Here is a 23,587-nt window from a genome sequence, read left to right as displayed (position 1 = left end):
TTTGCCTGCATATTCTGCGCCTCGTTCCACGCTTGCGCCAGATGCATGAGCGTGATGTATACTTGGCGCCGCGATGACATAGCGCCAAGGAGAGCATCCATGACCGGATTTTCTGGGAGCGCCGGACCGACACGGCGCCACGTGCTGGCGGGCGGCGGGGCCGCGGTGGCCGCCTTGGCGCAGCCCTGGACGATGGCACCCGCCCTTGCCCAAAGCACGACGCTGCGCGCCGGCATCACCGGCTACAACGTGGTCAATACGCTGGATCCGGCGCTCGCGGCGCTCATCCCGGAGTTCTACGTGCTCTGGGGTATCTACAACGGGCTGCTGAAGTTCGACGCCCAGATGCAACTGGTGCCGGACCTGGCGGAGAGCTATCGCGTGGCCGATGACGGCGCGCTGGAATTCAAGCTGCGCCAGGGCGTGAAGTTCCACGACGGCAGCACGCTGACCAGCGACGATGTGAAATTCACCCTGGAACGGCTGATGGACGAGGCGACGCGTTCGCCCAACCGCAGCAAGGTCATGGCCATCAGCAGCATCGAAGTGCCGGATGCGCTGACGGTGCGCCTGAAGACCGCGGAACCCTTCGCGCCGCTGCTCACCTTCCTTAGCAATGCGCGCACCGGCACGCAGATTGTGCCCCGCCGCGCGGTGACGGCCGATCCGCAGGGCTTTGGCCGCCGCCCGATCGGCACCGGGCCGTATTCGCTGCGCGCCTGGGACGCCAACCAGGGGCTGAAGCTTTCGGCCTTCCGCGAGTATTTCGGCGGCGCGCCCGCGATCGCCGAGGTCGATATCCCGCTGATCGCGGAAGAAAGCAGCGGCGTCACCGCGCTGCTCGGTCGCCAGGTGGATCTGACCAGCACCGCGCCCTTCGCCGACATCCCGCAGTTGGAACGGCGCACCGATATCCGCGTGCTGAAGCAGCCCGGGCTGAACACGCGCTTCCTGTCGCTGAACAACCTGAAGCCGCCCTTCGACGATGTGCATTTCCGCCGTGCCGTCTCGCTTGCGATCAACCGCGAGACGCTGGTGCGGATCGTGCTGTTCGGCGAAGGCGTCGCGACGCCGGGGCTGATCCCGCCCTCGCTCGGCGCCGCCTATGATCCGGCGCCCAAGCCGCTGTCCACCTTCAACGCCGCCCGCGCGCGGGAGGAACTGGCCAAGTCCCGCTACGGCGCCGGCACCCAGGCCACCATCCTCACCTGGGGCTCGGGCTGGTGGAAGCGCATGGGGGAGGTCGTGGCGGCCCAGGTGAACCAGGTGCTGGGCACGCGCCTGACCATCGAGGTGACGGAGGCCAATACCGTCTTCTCCCGCATTCGCGCGGGCGATTACCAGGCCGGCACCTGGGGCTGGCTCGGCATGATCGACCCGGACGAGTATTCCTACGACCTGCTGCACAGCGACGGCTGGCGCAATTTCGCGGGCTACAAGAACCCGCGGCTCGATACCCTGCTGGTGCAGGCGCGGCGGGAGCTTGATACCGCGAAGCGTGGCGCGCTGTACCGGCAGAGCGAGGCGATGTGGATCGAGGATATGCCGGTCATCCCGCTGTTCTGTTCCAATATCCACAACCTGATGGCGGCGAATGTCAGCGGCTTCACGCAGTTGCCCTATTCGAACTTCGCCGACCAGTTCGCCAATATGAGGATGGGCTGACCCTGCCTCTCCTCCCGCCAGCGTTGGGGCGGCTGCTGCGCCAGGCGGGGCTGACGGCGGCCACCCTGCTCGCCGGGGCGCTGCTGGTCTTCTTCGCCATGAAGGCGGCGCCGGGCGATCCGGCGCTGTCGGTGCTGGGTGAGAATGCGCGGCCGGAACTGGTCGCCGCGTTTCGCCAGTTGCATGGGCTGGACCTGCCGCTGTGGGAGCAGTTCCTGCGCTGGATCGGCGGCGCGGTGCAGGGCGACCTGGGTCGCACGCTGACCCTGGCGGGTGGTGTGCCGGTCAGCGGGTTGATCGCCAGCCGGCTGCCGGTGACGGCCTTCATCGGGCTGTATGCGCTGCTGCTGGCGGTGGCGATCAGCTTGGTCGTCGGCACCACGGCGGCCCTGCATCGCGGCCGGCCGCTGGATACGGTGCTGACGTCGGTCGCCGTGCTCGGTGTCTCCATGCCGGATTTCTGGCTGGGCTATGTGCTGGTGTTCTTCCTGGCGCTGAATTTTCCGATCTTCCCGTCGTATGGCTTCACCTCGCCCATGGTCTCGGTGCCGGGGGCGCTGCTGTCGGGCTTCCTGCCGGCGTTGGCGATCGCGGCGCCGATGGCGGCGGTGTTTTCCCGCGTGCTGCGCGCGGCCTTGCTGGAGGTGATGCACCGCCCGCATGTGCAGGTGGCGCGTTCGCTCGGGCATGGCGGTGCCTTCATCTTCGTGCATGCGATCCTGCGCAACGCGCTGATCCCCTATGTCACGGTGATCGGCTTGCAGGTGCGCTACCTGCTGGGCGGCGTGGTGGTGATCGAACGGGTCTTTGGCATTCCGGGCCTCGGCTCGCTGATGGTGGATGCCGCCTTCGGGCGGGACTATCCGCTGATCCAGGCCTGTGCGCTGACCTTCTTGGTCATCGTGCTGGCGACCAACCTGCTGGTGGACATGGTCTGCACGCGGCTCGACCCCAAGGCGCGCACATGATCGGCGGATTGCTGCGTGGGCGGCTGACCTTGGTCCTGGGCCTGGCGGTGACGGCGGTGGTGCTGTTCGGCATCATCTTCGGCCCCATGATTTCCCCCTTCGATCCGGAGGAGATGGACTTCATCAACGTGCTCTCGCCGCCGGATGCCACGCATTGGCTTGGCACGGATTCCTTCGGGCGCGACGTGCTGGCGCGGGCCATGGCGGGTGGGCGGATCAGTTTCTTCGTCAGCACCTGCGGCGTGCTGGCGGGCGCCATCCTGGGCACCGCCATCGGCATGGGTGGTGCCTGGCGCGGCGGGGCGGCGGAGGCCACGGTGATGGCCGGCTGCGATTTGCTCTTCGCCTTTCCCAGCTTCGTGCTGGCGCTGTTCCTGATGGTGGTGCTGGGTTTTGGTGTGCAGAACGTGATCGTGGCGATCGCGCTGACCTACCTGCCGATCTTCGCCCGCCTGTCGCGCAACCTGACGCGCACGCTGATGCATGAGCCCTTTGTCCAGGCGGCGCGGGTGATGGGCCAGCCGGCCAGGCGCATCCTGGCGCGGGAGATCCTGCCGAACATCCTCTCGCCGCTGATGGTGCAGGCGAGCATCGGCATTGCCTTTGGTATCGTGATGGAGGCGGGACTGTCCTTCCTGGGTCTGGGCGTGCAGCCGCCGACGCCCTCGCTCGGCGTCATCCTCGCGGATGGGCGGGAGTATTTCCAGCGCGCGCCCTGGGTGCTGACCTTGACCGGCCTTGTTGTCTCCGTCGCGCTGCTCGGGCTCAACCTGCTGGGCGATGGGCTGCGGGACCTGACGGACCCGCGGTTGCGCGGCGCGGCCGGGCCATGACGCGGCCGCTGCTGGAGGTCCGCAACCTTTCGGTGCATGCGGGTGCGGTGGCGCTGGTGCGGGGCGTGGATTTGGAGTTGCACGCCGGGGAGACGCTGGGCGTCATCGGCGAATCCGGCTCCGGCAAGACGGTCACCTGCCTGGCCCTGCTGCGGTTGTTGTCGCCGGGGCTGCGCGCATCGGCCGATACGCTGGCCTGGCACGGGGTCGCGCTGATGGACCTGGATGACCGCGACTTCCGTGCCTATCGCGGGCGGGAATTGGCGATGGTCTTCCAGGACCCGGTCGGGTCCTTCAACCCCGCCAAGACGATCGGCTGGCACCTGCGCACGGCGCTGGCCCGCCGCGGCGTCACGCGCGGCTGGCGGCAGGAAGCGGCGGCGCTGCTGTCGAGCGTCGGCATCCAGCATGCGGCGGCGGTGCTGGAACGCTATCCACATCAACTCTCGGGCGGGATGCTGCAACGCGCGCTGATCGCCATGGTGGTGGCGCTGGAGCCGGGCTTGATCGTCGCGGATGAGCCGACGACCAACCTCGACAACATCGTCGAGCAGCAGATCCTGGCGCTGTTCCGCGACCTGCGAAAGCGCCTGTCGGCCGCCTTCATCTTCATCACCCATGACATCGGCATCGCCGCCGAGGTCAGCGACCGCATCGCCGTGATGTATGCCGGGGAGATCGTGGAGAGCGGCCCCGCGGCGGCGCTGGTGGCGGCACCGCGCCATCCCTACACCCGCGGCCTGATCGCGACCGCCACTGCGCTGGCCGCGCGCGCCGAACATCTGGCGGAAATCCCGGGGCAATTGCCCACGCCGGATGCGCGCCCCGACGGCTGCGTCTTCCGTCCGCGCTGCGCCAGCGCCCGCCCGGGCTGCGAAGCGCCGCAGCCGCTGCGCGAGATCGCGCCGGGACGCGCGGTGAGGTGCCTGCTCGATGACTGAGGCGCTGCTGCGGCTGGAGGATCTGTCGGTCCACTTCCCCGATCCGCACCGGCCGGGCGGCGTGGTGAAGGCGGTGGATGGCGTGAGCCTGGAGATCGCGCCCGGCGAAATCCTGGGCCTGGTCGGTGAATCCGGCAGCGGCAAGACCACCCTTGGCAAGACCTTGCTGCGTCTGCATGCGTCGCAGGGCGGCCGCATCCTGTTGCAGGGTCGCGACATCACGCATTTGGGCGACGCGGCGCTGCGCCCGCACCGCCGCGCGATGCAGATGGTGTTCCAGGACCCGCTCTCCTCCTTCAACCCGCGCCATACCATCGGCCAGGCGATCGCGACGCCGCTGCTGTTGCACAGCCTTTGCCCGCGGCGGGAGGTGCCGGCGCGGGTCGCCGGGCTGATGGAGGATGTGGGCCTGCCCGCCAGCTTTGCCGCGCGCTACCCGCACCAACTGTCCGGTGGGCAGTTGCAGCGTGCGGCGATCGGCCGCGCGCTCGCGCTGTCGCCATCGCTGCTGGTGGCGGATGAGGCGGTGTCGAAGCTGGATGTTTCCGTGCGCGCGCAGATCCTGAACCTGCTGCGCGCGACGCAGCGGCGGGCGGGGCTGGCCATGCTGTTCATCACGCATGACTTGCATGTCGCGCGCTTCCTCTGCCATCGCGTCGGCGTCATGCATTTCGGGAAGCTGCTCGAAATCGGACCGACCGAGCAGATTTTTCGCGCGCCGGCGCATGACTATACGCGGGCGCTGATCGGCACCTTGCGCGACCTGCCCGTGCCGCACCACGACCGGAGCCTGCCATGACCAAGCGGCCGCAGATCAGCCTTGGGCTTTCGATGCGCTATGTCGGCTACCATGCCGCGGCCTGGCGGCATCCTTCGGCCGATCCGGGGGCCGCGTCCTCGTTCCAGCATTTCCTGCATGTGGCGCGCACGGCGGAAGCCGCGGCCTTCGACATGGTGTTCCTGGCCGATGGCATCGGCATCCGCGCGAAGGACGAGCCGCCGGGCTCGCTCTGCCGCTCCGCCCAGACGGCGGAGCTGGAGCCGCTGACGCTGCTTTCGGCCCTGGCGTCGACCACCAGCCGGATCGGCCTGGTGGCCACCGCGTCGACGACCTACAACGAGCCCTTCCATGTTGCGCGGAAATACGCCTCGCTCGACAAGATCAGCGGTGGGCGCGCCGGGTGGAACATCGTCACAAGCTGGTCGGATGCGGAGGCGCAGAACTTCAACCGCGACGCCCATCTGGACTATACCACGCGCTACGACCGCGCCGGCGAATTCGTCGAGGTGGTGACCGGGCTGTGGGATTCCTGGGACGCGGACGCCTTCGTGCACGACAAGCAGACCGGCGTCTTCTTCGATGCCGACAAGCTGCATGTGCTGAACCACCAGGGCAAGCACTTCAAGGTGAAGGGGCCGCTGAGCGTGGCGCGCAGCCCGCAGACGCGGCCCGTGCTGGTGCAGGCCGGGGCATCCGAAGCGGGAATGGAGATCGCGGCGCGGCATGCCGAGGTGGTCTATGCCGTGCCGCATGACATCGACACGGGCCGCGCCTACTACGCCGATGTGAAGAACCGCGTGGAACAGCAGGGCCGGTCGCGCGACGCGCTGAAGATCATGCCCGGCATCACCCCCTTCATCGGCCGCACGGAGGCCGAGGCGCGGGAGAAATACGATTTGCTGAACGCGCTGGTCGCGCCGGAACTGGGGCTGTCCTACCTCTACGGCCAGATGGGCGACCTGTCGGCCTATCCGCTGGATGGCCCGGTGCCGGAGCCGAACGACCCGAAGGTGCGCAGCATTGCAAAAAACCTGCTGGCGCTGGCGCGGCGCGACAACATGACGATCCGCCAGCTCTACACCCACATCGCCGCCGGCTTCGGCAGCCGCATCGTCATCGGCACGCCGTCGCAGATCGTCGATGAAATGGAAGCCTGGGTCGATGCCGGGGCGGCGGATGGGTTCAACATCTGCCCGGCGGTCCTGCCGCTCGGGCTGGAGGAGTTCGCGGAGATGGTGGTGCCGGAGTTGCGGCGCCGCGGGTTGTTCCGCACGGACTATGCGGGACAGACCCTGCGTGACCACCTCGGCATCCCGGTCCCGCCGAGCCGCTACGCGGGTTAAGCGGGGCGCCGGCCGGTGGGGAGCGCCATCGACACGATCGGGCCTTGCTGCGCTACGCCGCGCGCGCATTGCGGCGGATGACCTGCGGCGGCTGGCCGAAGGCGCGCAGGAAGGCGCGGCGCATACGTTCCCGATCCGCGAAGCCGGTCTGGCTGGCGACGTAATCGATGGGATGCCGCCCCCTCTCCATCATCAACCGTGCCGCCTCGACCCGCAGCGTTTCCACCGCCTTGGCCGGTGACTGTCCGGTCTCTGCCCTGAAGGCGCGGCTGAACTGGCGCGGGCTGAGGTGCGCCGCCTCGGCCAGTTGTTCGACCGACAGGGGCGCCGCCAGGTTGCGCCTGGCATAGTCCAGCGCGCTTTGGATGCGATCGGACTTGGCGTCGAGTTCGAGCAGCGCGGAGTGCTGCGACTGCCCGCCGGCGCGGCGGTGATGCACCACCAGCATCCCGGCCACGCGGCGCGCGACCTCCGCGCCCAGATCCTTCTCCACCATGCCCAGCGCCAGGTCGATGCCGGCGGTCATGCCGGCGGAGGTCCAAACGGGGCCGTCGATGATGAAGATCCGATCCTCCTCGACCCGGATTTTCGGGAAGCGCGCCTGCAATTCCCGCGCGTGGCCCCAATGGGTGGTGGCGCGGCGGCCGTCGAGCAGCCCAGCCTCGGCCAGCACATTCGCGCCGGTGCACAGGGCCGCGATGCGGCGTGCCGTCGTCATGGCCTGGCGGACAAAGGCGATCAGCCCCGGAGAGGCCGGGGCCAGGCCGATGCCCCCACCAACCAGGATGGTGTCATAGGGCGTGTCGTCGAAGCGCTTGGTGTCGATGGAGATGCCGAAGGACCCGCGCACGAGGCCGCCGGCCTCCGACAGCAGGTGGAGGTCGTAGAAGGCCTCCCCAAGCACCAGGTTGGCGAATTCGAAGGCCGATATCGGGGCGATGCCCATGGCCTGGAAGCCGGGCGCGAAGACGTAGCCAAGGCGTTGCATGGCGAAACCCCTCAATGTCCTAAAAGGTGGCATATACGACATTTGGGCCGCCGGCCAGCCGCCTTACATGGGCGGCAACGAACGGAGCCTCTTCCCATGTCCAACCTCGGCACTGCCCTCATCACCGGCGCTTCCACCGGCATCGGCGCCATCTACGCGGATCGCCTGGCCCGGCGGGGCCACGACCTTATCCTGGTGGCGCGCAATCGCGACCGCCTGCTGACCCTGGCCAAGCGGCTGACCGACGAGACGGGCCGGTCCGTCGAGGTCGTCGGCGCCGACCTGACGAACAAGGCCGATCTCGCCAGGGTCGAGGCGACGCTCGCCACCGATGCCAGCATCACCGTGCTGGTGAACAATGCCGGCGTCGCCGCGACGACGCCCCTGTTGGAGTCCGGCGTCGCGGATATGGAAGCGATGATCGGGCTGAACATCGGCGCGCTGACCCGGCTGACCTATGCCGCGGCACCGGGCTTCGTGGCGCGCGGCGCCGGCACCATCATCAACATCGCCTCCATCGTCGCCGTGGCGCCGGAGTTGCTCAACGGGGTCTACGGGGCGAGCAAGGCCTATGTGCTGGCGCTGTCGCAGTCGCTGCAGCATGAGCTTTCGGCCAAGGGCGTCCGCATCCAGGCCGTGCTGCCGGGCGCCACGGCGACCGAGTTGTGGCGCAACGCCGGGCGGCCGGTGGAACTGCTGCCGCCTGAGATTGTCATGACGGCGGAGGACATGGTGGATGCGGCGCTGGCCGGCCTCGACCTGGGCGAAGTGGTGACCATCCCCTCGCTGCCGGACGCCGCGGATTGGGCGGCGTATGAGGCGGCGCGCCAGGTGTTGATGCCACAACTATCCCGCCGCCAGCCGGCCGCGCGCTACGCGAAGGCGGCCTGAGCCATGCGTGAGATCATTTTGGGCCAGCCCGTCCGCACGGCGATCGGTGGCTATAGTGGCATGTTCAAATCCATCCCGGCGACCGAGCTTGGCGCCATCGCCATCCGCGCGGCCCTGGCGCGGTCCGGCGCCGATGCCGCGCGCATCGGTGCGGCGGTGATGGGCAATGTGATCCAGGCCGGCAACCGGATGAACCCGGCGCGGCAGGCCGCGATCGGTGGCGGGCTGCCGGTGGCGGTCCCGGCCATGACGGTGAACCGCGTCTGCGGTTCCGGCGCTCAGGCCATCGTCACCGCGGCGCAGGAGATCCAGCTCGGGCTGCACGACGCCGCGGTGGCCGGCGGGATGGAGAACATGGATCGCGCGCCCTACCTCGTCGAAGGCGGCCGCTGGGGCAACCGCATGGGCGATGCGATGATGCTCGACAGCATGCTGCGCGATGGGCTGAACGACGCCTTCTCCGGCGAGCATTCCGGCTGGCATACGGAGGATCTGGTGACCCGCTTCCAGATCGGCCGGGAGGCGCAGGACCGCTGGGCCGCCCGTTCGCAGCAGCGGTTTTCCGCCGCGCGCGACGCCGGCCGTTTCGTCGCGGAGATCGCCCCCGTCGCACTCCAGGGCCGCAAGGGCGTCGAGAACATCCTGGTCGACGAGGCCCCGCGCCCCGACACCACGGTCGAGACGCTGGCCAGGTTGAAGCCCGCCTTCCGCCCGGATGGCAGCATCACCGCCGGCAACGCGCCGGGCCTGAACAGCGCGGCCGCCGCCGTGGTCGTCGCCGACCGGGGCTTCGCGGAGGCACAGGGCATCGAACCCTGGGCGCGTCTGGTCGCCTATGGCATCGCCGCCGTTGAACCGGGGATGTTCGGCCTTGGCCCCGTGCCCGCCATCACCCAGGCCCTGGCCCGCGCCGGCTGGACGATGGGGGATGTCGAACGCTTCGAGATCAACGAGGCTTTCGCCGCGGTGCCGCTGGCCGTGATGAAGGAACTCGGCCTGCCCGAGGATGTCGTGAATGTGGAAGGCGGCGCCATCGCGCATGGCCATGCCATCGGCGCCACGGGCGCGGTCTTGACGACGCGGTTGCTGCATTCCATGCGCCGCGACGGACTTCGCCGCGGCGTGGTGGCACTGTGCATCGGTGGTGGCCAGGGCATCGCACTGGCATTGGAGGCAGTATGAGGATCGTCGTCACCGGGCTCGGCCTGGTCACGCCGCTCGGCAGCGGCACCGAACTGGTCTGGCGGCGGCTGCTGGCCGGCCGGTCGGGGATACGGCGGCTACCGGAGGAGATTGTCTCCGACGTGCCCTCCAAGATCGGCGGGCTGGTGCCCTCGATCGCGGAGGATGCGGAGGGCGGCTTCGACCTCGACGCCGTGGTGCCGCCGAAGGACCAGAAGAAGATGGGCAGCTTCATCCACTACGCGCTCGGCGCGGCGGATGAGGCTTTGCGCCAGGCGGGGTGGAGCCCGGAGACGCCGTGGGACGGGGACCGCACCGCGACCGTCGTGGGCTCCGGTATCGGCGGCTTTCCCGGGATGATGGAGGCCGGCCAGGTCGTCGCGGCGCGCGGCGTGCGGCGGTTGTCGCCCTTCACGGTGCCATCCTTCCTGATCAACCTCGCCGCGGGGCAGATCTCCATCCGGTATGGCTTTCGCGGCCCGATGGGCGCGCCGGTGACGGCCTGCGCCGCAGGGGTGCAGGCGATCGGCGACGCCGTCCGGATGATCCGCGCCGGTGAGGCCGACATCGCCCTGGCCGGGGGGGCGGAGGCCTGTATCGACCGCGTCAGCCTGGGCGCCTTCGCCGCGGCGCGTGCCTTGTCCACCGGGTTCAACGATCGGCCGGAGGAGGCGTCCCGCCCCTTCGACCGGGACCGCGACGGCTTCGTGATGGGCGAGGGCGCGGGCATGCTGGTGCTGGAATCGCTCGACCACGCGCTGGCCCGTGGGGCGCGGCCGATCGTCGAATTGCTGGGCTACGGCACCAGCGCGGATGCGTATCACATCACCTCCGGCCCGGCCGATGGCGCCGGGGCGCAACTCGCGATGCGCCGGGCGCTGGCGCAGGCGGGGCTCGAACCGGCCGACATCGGCTACCTCAACGCGCATTCCACCTCGACCCCGCTCGGCGATGCCGGGGAGCTGGCGGCGATCCGGGCGGTTTTCGGCGATGCCGGCCCGGCGATCTCCTCGACCAAGGCGGCGACGGGACATCTGCTGGGGGCCGCGGGCGGGATCGAGGCGGTGTTCACCGCATTGGCGCTGCGCGACGGGCTGCTGCCGCCGACGCTGAACCTGGTCCAGCCGGATGCTGCGGCGGAGGGGCTCGACCTGATCGGGCCCGAGCCGCGGCGCCGGTCGGTGGAGGTCGCGATGTCCAACGGCTTCGGCTTCGGCGGCGTCAACGCGACGGTCGTGCTGCGCCGCTACCAGCATCCTTGATCGATGTTTCGCCACTCTTTCCGGGCAGGACTATCCAGGGAAAGAGTAGAGCGCTCTCTTCGCGGGGCAACGCGGCAACGGGGAATCCGCTCGGGAGTTCCGCGATGCTTCGGTGCAATGATGGTCGTGGATGGCGGACGACTGAAGAACCTTGTCACGGACGAGGGCGGTGAGGACATTGGGTCCTCGCGGAACGCCTTGTGTTCGTGGCCGATGAGGGGGCTTGCCCGTCGGGTGGAGGGGAGCGGCCGCATCGGCAAGGGGAATTGGTGCCAGGATTGGTCGGGCCGCACGCCAGCGCGGCTGGCCACATCGCCCCATTTCGCCACCTCCGCCTGAATGAAGCCGCTGAATTCGGCGGGGGGCAGACCGCGCGGTTCGAAGCCCCGTTCGCGCAAGGTTGCTGAGATGCTGTCCTGCATCACCCTGGCGGTGTCGGCGTAGATCTTCTGCACGACCGGCTGTGGCGTGCCGGCTGGCGCCAGCAAGCCGGACCAGCTTCCGCCCAGCACCTTTGGCAAGCCGGCTTCGGCGAAGGTCGGCAATTCCGGCATCAGGGTGGAGCGCTGCGTCATCGCGGCGCCAAACGCGCGCAGCCGGCCATCGCGGATGTGGGGCAGGGTGGTCGGGATGGTGTCGAAGGTGAGCTGCACCTGCCCGCCGATGAGGTCCGACATCAGTGCGCCGCTGCCACGATACGGGACATGGGTGATGTCGATCCCTGCCTCCAGCGCGAAGAGCGCGCCGGTGAGGTGGCTGGAGGTGCCATTGCCGGAAGACGCATAGTTCATCGTGCCAGGCCGTGCCTTGGCCAGCGCCACCAGCGCCTGTGTCGTCGTCGCGGGCAGGCCGGGCAGGCCGACCAGGATGAAGGGCGCTTCGTTCACCAGGATGATGGGGGCGAAATCGCCCGTCACGTCGAATGGCATGTTGCGGATCGTGTTGCGCGCGATGGCGAGTTCGGGCGAGGCACCCGTCAGCAAGGTCGTGCCATCAGGCGCGCTTTTCGTGACATGCTCGGCGCCCACGGTGCCCGAGGCGCCGCCGCGGTTCTCCACGATCACCGGCTGGCCCCAGAGGGCGCCGAGTTTTTCCGCCAGCAACCGCGCCGCGATATCGACGCTGCCGCCTGCTGGATAGGCGACGACGATGCGCACGGTGCGGCTGGGCCAGGCGGGGGCCTGGGCCAGCGCGGGAGTGGCGAGGAGGGTGGCGATGCCGGCAAGCAGCGGGCGGCGTGTCACGGTCATGGGCGGTTTCTCGCGGACAAAAGGGGGAGAAAGGATTCAGATCGTGGGTGCGGGCTCGTGCCTTTGCGGCTTGCGATAATCCTCGAGATATTCGTCGAGCTGCACGCCAACCATGTTGTTGAACAGGTTGGTTGCCACCATCAGCCCCCCGAAGGCGACGAGGTCGACCAGCACAGCCGGCGGGTGCGCCGCGTTCAGCTTCGCCCAGAGCACTGGACCAGACTTGCCTTCCCCCTGCGCCGTCAGGAACTGGCGTCCGAAGGCGGAGAGCAACGCCTCCTTCTCGTTCGCCACGTATTCGCCCGGCTTGATGCCCGCATCGAGCAGCAGTCGGCGAAAGAATGTCGAGCAGATCAGGCAGTCGGTGCCGCTGGAAATCGCGTGGCAGAACAGCCACACGGCGCGCTCGCCAAAGAGCGGCAGCAACCGATCGTACTGCGTGTACCATTCCATGTAGGCGTGGAACGCCGGCACCGAATGCAGCAGCGTCTGCTTCATGTTGGTGATGCGGCCGTGCGTCGCATGGCCGGCCGCGGCGGCCCGTGCCTCCGCCGGCGCGGTGTCGAGGTCGAGCGGCTGGATATGCGTGATCATGCTGTGCCTTTCTCGGCGGGGGCCCGTCCTCGCCGCTCTCGCGACAGGAAGTGGCCAAGGCGTTCGCTGACGCGGTGGTAAAGCATGTTGCCATCCACCAGGATTTCTCGGAGCTGGTAGTAGGGGATGCCCTGCGGTCGCGAGACGGGGAGGGGAAGGGTCTCGATCGCCGTCTGGCCGCTGGCCCAGCGCGCCAGTTCGCGCCCCATCAGACTGGCCATGGCGATGCCGCGGCCGCTGTAGCCAAGCAGCGCGACGAGCCCCGGCGCCAGGTCGTGCAGATGCGGGTAGCGGTCGTTGGTCATCGCGACCCAGCCGGTCCAGGTGTACTCCCATTCCAGCGGCGGCAAATGCGGGAAGAGAAGTTTCACCTCGGCGGCGAGGACGTCATAATGCGACCGCCGCTCGGCGCCGGAATTGCCGATCTTGCCGCCCAGATGCAGCCTTCCATCCGGGTGCCGACGCACGCCGACCACCGGGTGGCGTGTGTCGGACATGATCTGCCCACCCGGCAGGATGCCGCCACCCAGATTGTCGCCGAGCGGCCGGCTGACGATCTGCGGCGTGCGGATCGGCAAAAAGGTCTTCTTCAGCCCCGGCACCAGATCGCCCGTATAGGCATTGGTCGCGAGCACCACGCGATCCGCGGCGATGCGTCCGCGCCCGGTTTCCACGACCAGCCATCGCCCTGCCGCGCGATGCGCGTGACGGGGCTGTCGCGATAGACCGTGGCGCCTTTCGCCACCGCCGCCGCGGCCAGGCCGCGTGCATAGCCCAGCGGATTGATCGACCCACCGCGCGGATCGATGCAGGCGCCGATGTAGTAGGAACTGCCCGTCGCCGCCTGCGTCGCCGCGCGGTCGAGCATCTGCAGCGGCGCGCCGCGACCCTGCCAGATCTCGGTCCGACGGCGCAGGCCGTCCAAGCCGGCATCGCTGTTCGCGACCGTGAGGATACCGGCGCGCTGGGCACGACAGTCGATGCCATGGCGTGCGATCAGGTCGAAGACGAGATCGGGTCCACTCCGCGATGCAGGAGTAGGTTTCGCCGTCAGGCGAGCGATAGGTTGTTTGCAACAGGCCCGGATGCCCGGCGCATTGCCAAGCGCCGCGACCTTAGCATTCCGGGCGAAAGAAGTGTCAGCGCGAGGACTGCAGCAGTTCCTCGATCATGCGCGTGCGCTGCGGCAGGGCAGAGCCGACGACCCACCAATCCGGGCTGTAGTTGCGCGCCATCATCTCCTGCGTGGTGCCGCCAAGCACGGCCTGGACGTCGGCTGGCAGATCTACCGTCGGGTTCATCGGGAAGCTCAATGCCTCCTGCGCGAAGGCGGTCTGGTAGGCCGGTTCGAGAATCGAATTCAGCAGACGCTTGGCGCTGGCCATGTTGCGCGCACCCTTGGGGATCACCAGCATGTAGGACAAGTTCATCGCCCCCTCGCGCGGAATGACGATGTCCACGTTGCGGACGCCGCTGCGCTTCATCATGCCGACCTGCGTGCTGTAGAATGGAGCGGCCACCACCTCGCCCCGGCTGAGCTGCGATTGTAGCGATGACATCGAGGTGTAGACGCTGAGCACGTTGCTCGCGAGGCGGCGGATCGAGGGGATGCCAGGGTCGATGTTGGCGTCGGTGCCGCCGGCGAGTTTGGAATACAGCGTCAGGTCATAGGCCGCGACGAAGCTCGCGCGCGACATCGACAGCTTGCCCTTCCACTTTGGGTCGAGCAGGTCGTTCCATGATGCGAAATCGGCGGCGCGCACCAGCTCCGAGTTGTAGGCGATGCCGTAGAAGCTGAAGTAGACGGGCATGCCGATGATCTTGCCGGCGGCATTGCGTGTCCAGTACTGCTCCGGCACCTGGCGGATCGCGGGGATGTCCTCGACCGTCAGCTCCTCCAGCAGGTTGCGCTCGGCGAGGCCCGGGGCGGAGTAGTTGGCGACCACCGCAGCATCGAATTGCGGGCGACCGCGCGACTGGGCGATGGATGAAGCGGGCAGCGCGGATTCAAAGATCTCGGTGCGGATGCCCGACTGCGCGCTGAATGGTGCGGCGACCTGGTCGCGCCACATGGCAGAGGACGACCCGGCATAGACGGCGATGGTCATGCCTGGGGCCTGGGCGCGGGCGCTGCCGGCGACCAGGGCCGCGGCGCCACCCAGCAGACCGCGGCGTGGCAGAGTGTCGATGCGGCTCATGTCTCGCTCCGTGGCTAGGCCCGAAAGTGAGCCGAGGATCGGAGTGGCTGTCAACAACTTCATGTGTGTGAAGGCAAAGATTGCTAGATTTCGCGTGGTGTTTGTCTGCCTTGACACCGCCGATGGGCGGGACATACGGTTTGGTCTTCAAATACGTGAAGGAGGCCGCGCCCTGCCTGAGCAGCTTGCGGGCGCGGTTCGGCGCTTCGACATCCACGAACGGATCAGCCCGGTCTTTGGTGGTCGCGAATTCGGCGACGCCGGCGCCTACGAACTGCTGCTGGGCATCGCGGAGATGGAGGCAGATCCGGCACATCCCCTGAATGCTCCGATTGAATTGCTCGACCAGGCGCCATGCAATGCGGCGGGCCGCGTGGTCTACGACGTCGATGTCTGCCTGCTGAAGCCAATCGACACCGCGCGCGGCAATGGCTGGCTGGTCGTGGAGGTGCCCAATCGTGGCGGCAAACGCTGCCTGGTTCGCATCAACGACGCGGCGCCGGAGAACCGGCCCCAGCACGCAGGTGACGAGGGCAACGGCTACTTGATGCGAGAGGGCTATACCGTCGCCTGGTGCGGTTGGCAGGGCGATGTGCCGACGACCAAAGGCCGCATGGCCGGGCGCTTTCCCACGGTACGAACGCGACGCAGGGTGCGGGAGGAGTTCATCGTCGACGCCCCCGGCAGCGTGCGTGGAGAGATGACGCGCGAGATCGACGCGCAGCGCTTCGTCGCGACGCTGACCTGGCCGGCGGCGAGCCTCGACCCCGCCGACGCGACGTTGACCGCGCGGCAACAGGAACGCGATGCACGCGGGACGCCGGCTGGACTTGCGTTCCGCTACCTCGATGACCGGCACATCGAGATTACGCGGCCGGACAGGCAGGAATTCGATCGCGGCACAATTTTTGAGTTCATCTACACCGCGGGTGAAAGCGCCGTGATGGGGCTGGGCCTTGCGGCGATCCGCGACGTCACCTCGTTCCTGCGGCATGATCGGACAGCGGCGAACCCGCTGGCCGGCGGGGGAATTCATCATGCGCTGTGCTTCGGCCTGTCGCAGAGCGGGCGGGTGATCCGCGATTTTCTGTATCATGGCTTCAATCGCGGCGACCGCGCGGTTTTCGACGCTGCCATGCCGGTCATCGCGGGATCGCGCCGGTCGGACGTGGTGCAGGGCTTCGCACAGCCCGGACGCTATTCGCGCCAGCATGAGGACCACGACTACGGCGACGACCAGTTTCCCTTCACCTATCCGACGCTGGCCGATCCCATCAGCGGTCGCACCGACGGTATCCTGGCGCAGGCCGGTCCGCCGGTGAAGGTGATGCATGTCGACACGGATTCAGAGGTGTGGTCCGCCCGCGCCTCCCTTGTCGCGACCGACACTGAGGGGCGCGACATCGCCATGCCGGAGAGCGTGCGCCTTTACCTCGCCAGCGGCCTGCCGCATGGCGCCTATGAGGCACCCGATCCGCGTGTCATTCGCTACCTCAGCAATCCACTGAATTATGGCCCGCTGGTGCGTGCGCTGTTGCCGGCGCTGCGGGACTGGGTGGAGCGTGGTGTGGCACCGCCCGACAGCCGTTTCCCAAGCCACGCGGCCGGCACTTGGCGCGGCATCGACGCAGCGCGCGACGCCTTTCCGCGCGGCCTGGATTTCCCGTCACGCCTCAACGAGTTGCGCCTGATGGACCATGCGACCCAGCCGCCGACGGCTGGCGCGTCCTATCCCGTCTTCGTCGCGGCGACGGATGCGGACGGCAATGGCATCGGGGGTTGGCGGCATCCGCTCATGCAGGCTGCGTTGGCGACTTATACCGGCTGGAACCTACGGCGACCCGGTTTCGCGGAAGGTGCGCTGTACAGCATCGCCGGGTCCTGCATCCCGTTGCCGCGGATCACCGCGCCAAACGATGGACGGGTATCAATCGCGGCACGCTACGCCTCGCGCCATGCCTGGAAGGACGCGCTGCGAACGGCCTGCACCGACCTTATCGCGGCACGGCTGCTGCTGCTGGAGGATATGGATCGCCTCATGGAAGACGCTGACGAGATCTGGGAGACCATGGGCGCATGACCAATACTGCTCTCACCGTCAGGGGGGCGCGCAAGAGCTTCGGCGCCGTGCACGCCCTGCGTGGCGTTTCGCTGGACGTGGGCCGTGGCGAATTCGTCAGCTTCCTCGGCCCGTCCGGCTGCGGCAAGACGACGCTCCTGCGCATCATCGCGGGCTTCGAGACCCCGACGGCCGGCGAGGTGCTGATCGACGGCAAGCCGATCACGCACCTGCCACCGTTCCGCCGTCCCGTCGGCATCGTCTTCCAAAACTTGGCGCTGTTCCCCCATCTGTCGGTCGCCAGCAATGTCGGCTTCGGCCTGGCGGTCCGGCGTGAAGATGGCGCCAGTGCGAAACGCAAGATCGACGACATCCTGGCGCTGGTGGAGTTGCAAGGCTTCGGCGACCGCCGCATGCACCAGCTTTCCGGTGGACAGCGGCAGCGCGTGGCCCTGGCACGCGCGCTGATCATGCAGCCTGACGTCCTGTTGCTGGACGAGCCGCTTTCCGCATTGGACCTGAAGCTGCGGCGCCAGTTGCAGGGTGAATTGAAGCGGTTGCAGCGCCGCACCGGCACCACCTTCGTCTTTGTTACCCATGACCAGGAAGAAGCGCTGGCCATGTCCGACCGCGTCGCGGTGTTCCGCGACGGGCAGATCGACCAGGTCGGCACGCCCGAGGAGGTCTATCGCCGCCCGGCCACGCGGTTTGTCGCGGAGTTCGTCGGAGAGACGAACATCCTGGAGGTCCGAACGCAGCACGGCCAGGCGTCGATCATGAACTTTGGCGGTGTCATGGTCCCGTCGCAGGTGGCCCTGCCGGACTCCGCCACGTTATCGCTGCGGCCGGAAAGCGTGGCGCTGCTGCGTGCCGACGACACCCAGGGTGTCGCCGCCACCGTGGCGGACCTGGAATTTGGCGGCATGACCTTGCGCATGGTCGCGCATATTCCAGGCATCGCGCAGCCCATCCGCGCGGCGCTGCCGGCGGACCGCGCGCCGTCGGGGCTGGCGGTCGGCGACACGGTCCGGCTCAGCTTCGACCTCGGTGCGGCGGCGCTGCTGCCGGGGGCTGGCTGATGTCCTCAACCGGCCTCGCGCTGTCACCTTTCGCCCGGGTCGTGCTCGGCCTGCCGAAGGCATTGGCGATTACGGCCTTCCTGGCCTCGCTCGTCGGTCTCGGCATCGCGTCGTTCAGCGGAGCGGACGGATCGCCGTCGCTGACGCTTTACAATGACCTGCTGAGTTCCAATTCCACACGGCTGGCGATCTACCGGACGCTGTGGGTGGCCAGTCTGGTGACGTTCTTCTCGCTGATCATCGCTTACCCGCTCGCGTTGTTCATCTCCCAGGCGCGCAATCGCGACCTGATGCTGATCCTGGTGATCTCGCCCTGGCTCACCAGTATCGTCATCCGCACCTTTGGCTGGGTGGTGCTGCTGGGAAATCGGGGCGTCATCAACCAGGCCATCATGGGGCTGGGCCTGTCGAGCGAGCCGATCCAACTGATTTTCACGCCCTTCGCGATGATCCTGGGCCTGGTGCATGTGCTGTTGCCCTTCATGGTGATTTCCATCCTGTCGGTGCTGATGCAGGTGGACCGCCGGCTGACTGAGGCGGGGATGAGCCTGGGCGCCGGGCCGATCGAAACCTTCTTCCGGGTGACCTTGCCGCTGTCGGCACCCGGGGCGCTGTCGGGCTGCGCTCTAGTCTATCTGATCTCGGCCGGGGCCATCGTGACGCCGTTGCTGCTGGGGGGGCTGCGCGACCGCACGATCGGGACGCAGATCTTCCAGGAGATCTTCGCGCTATATGACTTTCCCCGTGCCGCGGCCTTGGCGCTGATCCTCGTGGTCACCTCGCTGATCGCCATCGCGCCGATCCAAATGCTGGAAGCGTGGCTTCGGGGAAGGATCAGCCGGATATGACCCGCTTCCTCTGGCGTACGCTGAACATCGTGCTGCTGCTATTCCTGCCGCTGCCGCTGGTGATCGTGGCGGTGGTATCCTTCTCTCCCGACCGCTTCCTGAGCTTTCCGCCGCCGGGCTTTTCGCTCGTCTGGTACATAGAGTTCCTGTCGAGCGCGAAGTGGATGGCGGTGGTCGGCGTCAGCGCCGCCATCGCCGCCGTGGCGGCGCTCTTCGCCTGCACCCTCGCGGTACTGGCGGCGCTGGCGCTGGATGCCGCCCCAGCACGGCTGCGCGGGGTGTGCGAGACGTTGATCCTGGCACCGCTGATCTTCCCGCATGCCGCCGTCGGCATCGCCTTGTACGGCATGATGAACGGGCTGGAGGTGCTGGACGGTACGTTCATCGGCATCTGTGCCGCGCATATCATCCTGTGCGGTCCCTTCGCCTACCGCCCGATCTCGGTGGCGTTGGGGCGGTTGGAACCGGCGATGGCGGAAGCCGCGATGAACCTTGGTGCGACGCGGCGGGAGACGTTTTTTCGGGTGACGCTGCCGCTGCTGCGGCCCGGCATGGTCACGGCACTGCTCTTCACCTTCATCCTGTCGTTCGATGAGGTGACGGTGACCCTGTTCCTGGTCTCGCCGCAGATCACCACCCTGCCGATCGAGATCTTCCACCATGTGGAGCAGAGCGCCGACCCAGTGGTCGCCGCGATCGCCACCTTCCTGGTATTGGCGAGCGTGCTGCTTGTGGTCGTCCTGCAACGCACCGTCGGGTTGCAGCTGTTTCTTGGCACCGATAGCGATGACCGGCGCAGCGGCGGCGCATCTTGAACAAGGCCGCGGGGAGGAGTTCCGCTTGAAACAACAGACCAAGCGCCAGGCGCCGGTGCCGAAGCCGCCCGACCCGCTCGACCTGTCCATCGGCCTGCGCGTTCGGCAGCTTCGCCAGCAGCGTGCGGTGTCGATCCAGGCGGTGGCGCAACTCTCGGGCCTGTCCATCGGCTTCGTCAGCCAGGTGGAGCGGGGTCTGTCCTCGCCCTCGGTGCGCGACCTGATGCGCATTGCCGCGGCGCTGGGCACCGACTTCAACCTGCTGGTCGATGCCGGCGCGAGTGTGGCGCGTGCCGCGGCGGATGGCCCGATCGTGCGGCTGGAAGACCGCCGCGACATCGCCTTCTTCGACGGCATCCAGAAGCAGCTTCTATCGCCGCCGACGGAAAGCGCGCTGTTCCTCTACATGGTCACGATCGAACCGCATGGCCGCGCCGGAGAAACCCCCTATGCCCATAGCGGCGAAGAAGCGGGGCTGGTGCTGCAGGGACGGCTGCTGCTGACCATCGATGCCACTGACTACCTGCTGAACGAGGGTGACAGCTTCCGCTTCCGCAGTACCACGCCGCATCGCTTTTCCAACCCCACCGCCTCCGTCGCCCGCGTGCTGTGGGTCAACGTCAAGCCGTCCATCCCAGCCGAGGCCACGCCATGAAATCGATGCGCCCCACGCTCTACGGCAGCCGCCACGCGGTTTCCGCCGGGCACTACCTCGCGGCCAATGCGGGTTTCGCGATCCTGGAGGCCGGCGGCAATGCCATCGATGCGGGCTGCTGCGCCGGGATCGCGCTGGCGGTGCTGCATGCCGATGAGGTGAACGTGGCCGGCGTGGCGCCGATCATGATTCGCACCGGCCAGGGCAAGGTCGTCACCATCGCGGGGCTGGGCCACTGGCCCGCCAGCTTTCCGGCCGATCTGTTCATGCGTGAGCATGGCGGCAAGATGCCGGTCGGGCTGCTGCGCACCGTGGTGCCGGCGGCGCCCGATGCCTGGATCACCGCGCTCTGCGACTACGGCACAATGTCCTTCGGCGATGTCGCCGCCGCCGCCATCCGCTACGCGCGCGAAGGTTTTGCCGTGTTCGATTACATGGCCGGGCAGATCAAGTTGTATGAGGAGGGGTATCGCATGTGGCCCTCCAATGCCGCGATCTTCCTGCCGGGGGGCAAGGTGCCAAAGGTCGGCGACCGCTTCCTTCAGACCGACCTGGCCGGCACGCTGCAATATATGGTGGATGAGGAGCGCGCGGCCTCCAAGCGCGGTCGTGTGGCCGGGTTGCAGGCGGCACGCGCCGCCTTTTATTGCGGCGACATCGCAGCGAAGATCGCGGACTACCACGCCCAGGAAGGTGGCTACCTCACGCGCGCGGACCTTGCCGGCTTCCACAGCCGTTACGAGGAGCCCGTTAAGGTCCGCTGGCGCGACTTCGAGGTCTATACCTGCGGTCCCTGGTGTCAGGGCCCGATGCTTGCCCAGTCGCTGCTGATGGTCGAACGCGCGGGCCTCGATGGCCTGGCACACAACAGCGCCGACTATATCCATTTGCTGACCGAGATCATCAAGGCTGCCTGTTCCGACCGCGAATACCGCTACGGCGACCCGCGCTTCGTCGATGTCGGCCTGGACGAGTTGCTGTCCCCCGCGCATGTCGCGGCGCGTGTCGCTGCCATCGATATGGCGAATGCGATGCCGGACATGCCGCCGCCACTCGGCCGCTATCCCGGCAACATGCCGATGCCAGAAAAGGGCGGCAGCGAGGCCACGATCGAGCCCGATACCTCCTACTGCTGTGCCGTGGATCGCTGGGGCAATGCGTTCTCCGCGACGCCGTCGGACGGGTCCTGGCGGTCGCCGGTGATCCCGGGGCTGGGCATCGTCCCTTCGGCGCGCGGTACGCAGTCGCGGCCGGATCCGCGGCATCCGTCCGGCGTGGCGCCAGGCAAGCGGCCGCGGCTGACGCCGAACCCGGCCATGGCGGTACGCGACGATGGATCGGTGATGCCCTTCGGCGCGCCGGGCGGCGATGTCCAGGTGCAGGCGATGCTGCAAGTCTTCCTCAACACGCATCATTTCGGCATGGACATCCAGGAGGCGATCGAACAGCCGCGCTTCGCCAGCTTCAGCTTCCCCAACTCCTTCGCGCCCTTCACGCACCTGCCTGGCCGCCTCAACCTTGAGGATCGGTTTCCGAAGGCGGTGCTGGAGGACCTGTCCGGTCGCGGCCACGATGTCGAGTTGTGGCCAGCCTATTCGCGGCGCACCTGTTCGGTGGAGGCGATCCTGCTGGATAGTCGAACCGGCTTCCTGCGCGCGGGGGCCGATCTGCGACAGCCAGCCTATGCGGTGGCCGTCTGATGGCGGCACCCCTGCCGCCGAGCCTTTATGCCGACACCGCGCGTCCGGGCATTTCCGCGCCACCGCTGGCGGGCAACCGGCGCGCCTCGGTCGGCATAGTCGGTGGCGGCTTCACGGGACTGTCGGCGGCGCTTCACCTCGCGCAACGCGGTACGGATGTCGTGCTGCTGGAGGCAAATGAGGTGGGCTGGGGCGCCTCCGGTCGCAACGGCGGGCAGGTCAATCCGGGGCTGAAGTACGATCCCGATCAGGTCGAAGCGGATTTCGGGCCTGATCTCGGTCGACGCATGGTCGCTTTTTCAGGCAACGCGCCGAACGTCGTCTTCGATCTCGTGCGCCAGCATCAGATTCAGTGCGAGGCGCGGCAGGGCGGCACGTTGCGTGCCGCCTACGCGACCAAGACCGCGGCGGCTGTGCGCTCGACTGCAGAGCAATGCCTGCGCCGCGGCATGCCGGTGGAGGTGATGGAGCGTGAGGTTATTCGCGCCTTCACTGGCTCCGACCGCTACATTTGCGCCGTGCGCGATCGTCGCGGAGGCTCGCTGAACCCGCTTGGCTATGCGCGCGGCCTGGCTGAGGCGGCGCAGCGGGCCGGTGCCACCATCCATGGCGCTTCGCCGGCGTTGTCGATCGTCCGGCAGGGCAGTGATTGGATCATACGAACCCCCGGTGGCGAGCTGCGGGCGGAGCATCTGATTGTCGCCACCAACGCCTATTCCGACGACATCTGGCCCGGCCTGCGCCGTAGTATCGTGCCGGTGTTCAGCGGTATCGTCGCGTCGGAACCGCTTTCTCCCGAGCTCGCTTCGCGTATTCTGCCTGACGGTGCCTCGCTGTACGAGAACGGCCAGATCACGGTCTACTACCGCATCGACGTGAACGGACGCCTGCTCATGGGCGGTCGTAGCCCCATGCGCGATATCGCCGACATGAACCAACTGGGCTGGTTGATCCGCTACACTGAAAAGCTGTGGCCGGAACTCAAGGGCCAGCGTTGGAGCCACTGCTGGACTGGTCAGCTCGCCGTCACCACGGACCACTACCCGCATTTCCACGAACCCGCGGAGAATGCGCTGATCTGCCTCGGCTACAATGGACGCGGTGTCGCGATGGCAACGGCGATGGGCGGCGAGTTGGCGCGACGGACGCTCGGCACGCCGGTGGCGTCGCTGGACATGCCGGTGACGGCGCTGAAGACCATTCCGTTCCATGGGCTGTGGCGCACGGCCGCCGCGGCGCGCATCACCTACGGCCGGATCCGCGACGCGCTTGGGCTTTAGGGTGCTGGGAAGTTCGTCTTTCCAGATGGGGTCAGATGTCATTCGCTGATGCCGATGGAGGGGGCGGGTCGTCAGGCGACGGCGATGTTCCGTGATCTGAGTCAGGGGCCATCGGGTAAACGCGCGGTGCTGGAGAGCATCTTCCTCCAGGCGTTGCTTCGGCAGTACGGCGTGCAGGTCGTGCGTGCTGAGCAATCTTTGGCCGCCGGCTCGAGCGCCTTTTACCGACGCGACTGATATGAGTATCACATGACG

General features: G+C 67.8%; 21 protein-coding genes and 1 pseudogene. 17 read left to right on the top strand and 5 right to left on the bottom strand.

Features of this window, described 5'->3' with window-relative positions; all coding sequences use genetic code 11:
- Positions 1-99 precede the first annotated feature (99 nt).
- Genes ACQW02_RS13110 through ACQW02_RS13085 form a run of 6 tightly spaced genes read left to right on the top strand, consistent with a single transcriptional unit; the run spans position 100 to position 6,531 of the window.
- Positions 100-1,665 (top strand): ABC transporter substrate-binding protein, encoded by a 1,566-nt coding sequence (locus tag ACQW02_RS13110; RefSeq protein WP_431285683.1) that lies wholly within the window; start codon positions 100-102, stop codon positions 1,663-1,665.
- 23 nt (positions 1,666-1,688) lie between these two features.
- Positions 1,689-2,633 carry an ABC transporter permease gene (locus ACQW02_RS13105; protein ID WP_431285682.1) on the top strand — a complete coding sequence of 315 codons (945 nt, stop codon included), beginning with the start codon at positions 1,689-1,691 and terminating at the stop codon, positions 2,631-2,633.
- Positions 2,630-3,466, top strand: coding sequence for an ABC transporter permease (locus ACQW02_RS13100; RefSeq protein ID WP_431285681.1), 837 nt, complete (start codon positions 2,630-2,632; stop codon positions 3,464-3,466). Before ACQW02_RS13105 ends, ACQW02_RS13100 begins: the two co-directional genes overlap by 4 nt.
- The gene (locus tag ACQW02_RS13095) at positions 3,463-4,407 is read left to right on the top strand and encodes an ABC transporter ATP-binding protein (protein WP_431285680.1); all 945 of its coding nucleotides are present in this window, start codon (positions 3,463-3,465) and stop codon (positions 4,405-4,407) included. Before ACQW02_RS13100 ends, ACQW02_RS13095 begins: the two co-directional genes overlap by 4 nt.
- Entirely contained in the window at positions 4,400-5,206 is an 807-nt protein-coding gene (locus ACQW02_RS13090) for an ATP-binding cassette domain-containing protein (RefSeq protein ID WP_431285679.1), read from the top strand. The genes ACQW02_RS13095 and ACQW02_RS13090 overlap by 8 nt, the downstream gene beginning before the upstream one ends.
- Positions 5,203-6,531: an LLM class flavin-dependent oxidoreductase gene (locus ACQW02_RS13085; protein ID WP_431285678.1), complete on the top strand. Its 1,329-nt coding sequence runs from the start codon at positions 5,203-5,205 to the stop codon at positions 6,529-6,531. The genes ACQW02_RS13090 and ACQW02_RS13085 overlap by 4 nt, the downstream gene beginning before the upstream one ends.
- 52 nt (positions 6,532-6,583) lie before the next feature.
- Here ACQW02_RS13085 and ACQW02_RS13080 read toward each other — a convergent pair whose 3' ends face one another.
- Positions 6,584-7,519 (bottom strand): GlxA family transcriptional regulator, encoded by a 936-nt coding sequence (locus tag ACQW02_RS13080; RefSeq protein ID WP_431285677.1) that lies wholly within the window; start codon positions 7,517-7,519, stop codon positions 6,584-6,586.
- Positions 7,520-7,615: 96 nt separating this feature from the next.
- Between ACQW02_RS13080 and ACQW02_RS13075 the strand changes: the two genes are divergently transcribed.
- The 3 genes from ACQW02_RS13075 to fabF are packed head-to-tail and all read left to right on the top strand — an operon-like array spanning position 7,616 to position 10,854.
- A complete protein-coding gene (locus ACQW02_RS13075) occupies positions 7,616-8,410 on the top strand; it encodes an SDR family NAD(P)-dependent oxidoreductase (RefSeq protein ID WP_431285676.1) in 795 nt (264 codons plus the stop codon).
- Between the two features lie 3 nt (positions 8,411-8,413).
- Positions 8,414-9,592, top strand: coding sequence for a thiolase family protein (locus tag ACQW02_RS13070; protein WP_431285675.1), 1,179 nt, complete (start codon positions 8,414-8,416; stop codon positions 9,590-9,592).
- The gene (fabF, locus tag ACQW02_RS13065) at positions 9,589-10,854 is read left to right on the top strand and encodes a beta-ketoacyl-ACP synthase II (RefSeq protein WP_431285674.1); all 1,266 of its coding nucleotides are present in this window, start codon (positions 9,589-9,591) and stop codon (positions 10,852-10,854) included. Before ACQW02_RS13070 ends, fabF begins: the two co-directional genes overlap by 4 nt.
- On the opposite strand, the gene ACQW02_RS13060 is transcribed toward fabF, so the two are convergent.
- The 4 genes and pseudogenes from ACQW02_RS13060 to ACQW02_RS13045 form a co-directional block, all read right to left on the bottom strand.
- Positions 10,839-12,104: a Bug family tripartite tricarboxylate transporter substrate binding protein gene (locus ACQW02_RS13060; protein ID WP_431285673.1), complete on the bottom strand. Its 1,266-nt coding sequence runs from the start codon at positions 12,102-12,104 to the stop codon at positions 10,839-10,841. The genes fabF and ACQW02_RS13060 overlap by 16 nt on opposite strands.
- Before the next feature lie 36 nt (positions 12,105-12,140).
- A complete protein-coding gene (locus tag ACQW02_RS13055) occupies positions 12,141-12,698 on the bottom strand; it encodes a hypothetical protein (protein WP_431285672.1) in 558 nt (185 codons plus the stop codon).
- A pseudogene (locus ACQW02_RS13050) lies at positions 12,695-13,680 on the bottom strand (NAD(P)/FAD-dependent oxidoreductase). The gene ACQW02_RS13055 and the pseudogene ACQW02_RS13050 overlap by 4 nt, the downstream one beginning before the upstream one ends.
- Before the next feature lie 157 nt (positions 13,681-13,837).
- Positions 13,838-14,896, bottom strand: coding sequence for an ABC transporter substrate-binding protein (locus tag ACQW02_RS13045; RefSeq protein ID WP_431285671.1), 1,059 nt, complete (start codon positions 14,894-14,896; stop codon positions 13,838-13,840).
- A 43-nt stretch (positions 14,897-14,939) separates the two neighbouring features.
- Here ACQW02_RS13045 and ACQW02_RS13040 point away from each other — a divergent pair, with 43 nt between their 5' ends.
- The 8 genes from ACQW02_RS13040 to ACQW02_RS13005 all read left to right on the top strand — a co-directional run bounded on the left by ACQW02_RS13040 (position 14,940) and on the right by ACQW02_RS13005 (position 23,569).
- Entirely contained in the window at positions 14,940-16,976 is a 2,037-nt protein-coding gene (locus tag ACQW02_RS13040) for an alpha/beta hydrolase domain-containing protein (RefSeq protein WP_431285670.1), read from the top strand.
- On the top strand, positions 16,973-18,034 hold the full coding sequence (locus ACQW02_RS13035) for an ABC transporter ATP-binding protein (protein ID WP_431285669.1): 1,062 nt from the start codon (positions 16,973-16,975) through the stop codon (positions 18,032-18,034). The genes ACQW02_RS13040 and ACQW02_RS13035 overlap by 4 nt, the downstream gene beginning before the upstream one ends.
- The gene (locus tag ACQW02_RS13030) at positions 18,034-18,882 is read left to right on the top strand and encodes an ABC transporter permease (protein ID WP_431285668.1); all 849 of its coding nucleotides are present in this window, start codon (positions 18,034-18,036) and stop codon (positions 18,880-18,882) included. Before ACQW02_RS13035 ends, ACQW02_RS13030 begins: the two co-directional genes overlap by 1 nt.
- Positions 18,879-19,697: an ABC transporter permease gene (locus tag ACQW02_RS13025; RefSeq protein WP_431285667.1), complete on the top strand. Its 819-nt coding sequence runs from the start codon at positions 18,879-18,881 to the stop codon at positions 19,695-19,697. The genes ACQW02_RS13030 and ACQW02_RS13025 overlap by 4 nt, the downstream gene beginning before the upstream one ends.
- A 25-nt stretch (positions 19,698-19,722) precedes the next feature.
- Positions 19,723-20,352 (top strand): cupin domain-containing protein, encoded by a 630-nt coding sequence (locus ACQW02_RS13020; RefSeq protein ID WP_431285666.1) that lies wholly within the window; start codon positions 19,723-19,725, stop codon positions 20,350-20,352.
- Entirely contained in the window at positions 20,349-22,052 is a 1,704-nt protein-coding gene (locus ACQW02_RS13015; protein WP_431285665.1) for a gamma-glutamyltransferase family protein, read from the top strand. Before ACQW02_RS13020 ends, ACQW02_RS13015 begins: the two co-directional genes overlap by 4 nt.
- The gene (locus ACQW02_RS13010; RefSeq protein WP_431285664.1) at positions 22,052-23,332 is read left to right on the top strand and encodes an NAD(P)/FAD-dependent oxidoreductase; all 1,281 of its coding nucleotides are present in this window, start codon (positions 22,052-22,054) and stop codon (positions 23,330-23,332) included. The genes ACQW02_RS13015 and ACQW02_RS13010 overlap by 1 nt, the downstream gene beginning before the upstream one ends.
- Positions 23,333-23,416: 84 nt before the next feature.
- Positions 23,417-23,569: a hypothetical protein gene (locus tag ACQW02_RS13005; RefSeq protein WP_431285663.1), complete on the top strand. Its 153-nt coding sequence runs from the start codon at positions 23,417-23,419 to the stop codon at positions 23,567-23,569.
- Positions 23,570-23,587 lie beyond the last annotated feature (18 nt).

The sequence above is a fragment of the Humitalea sp. 24SJ18S-53 genome (assembly GCF_050632385.1).
GTDB lineage: Bacteria > Pseudomonadota > Alphaproteobacteria > Acetobacterales > Acetobacteraceae > Humitalea.
Note: the sequence above shows the minus strand (reverse complement) of the source record. Positions and strands in the feature narration are given on the sequence as shown.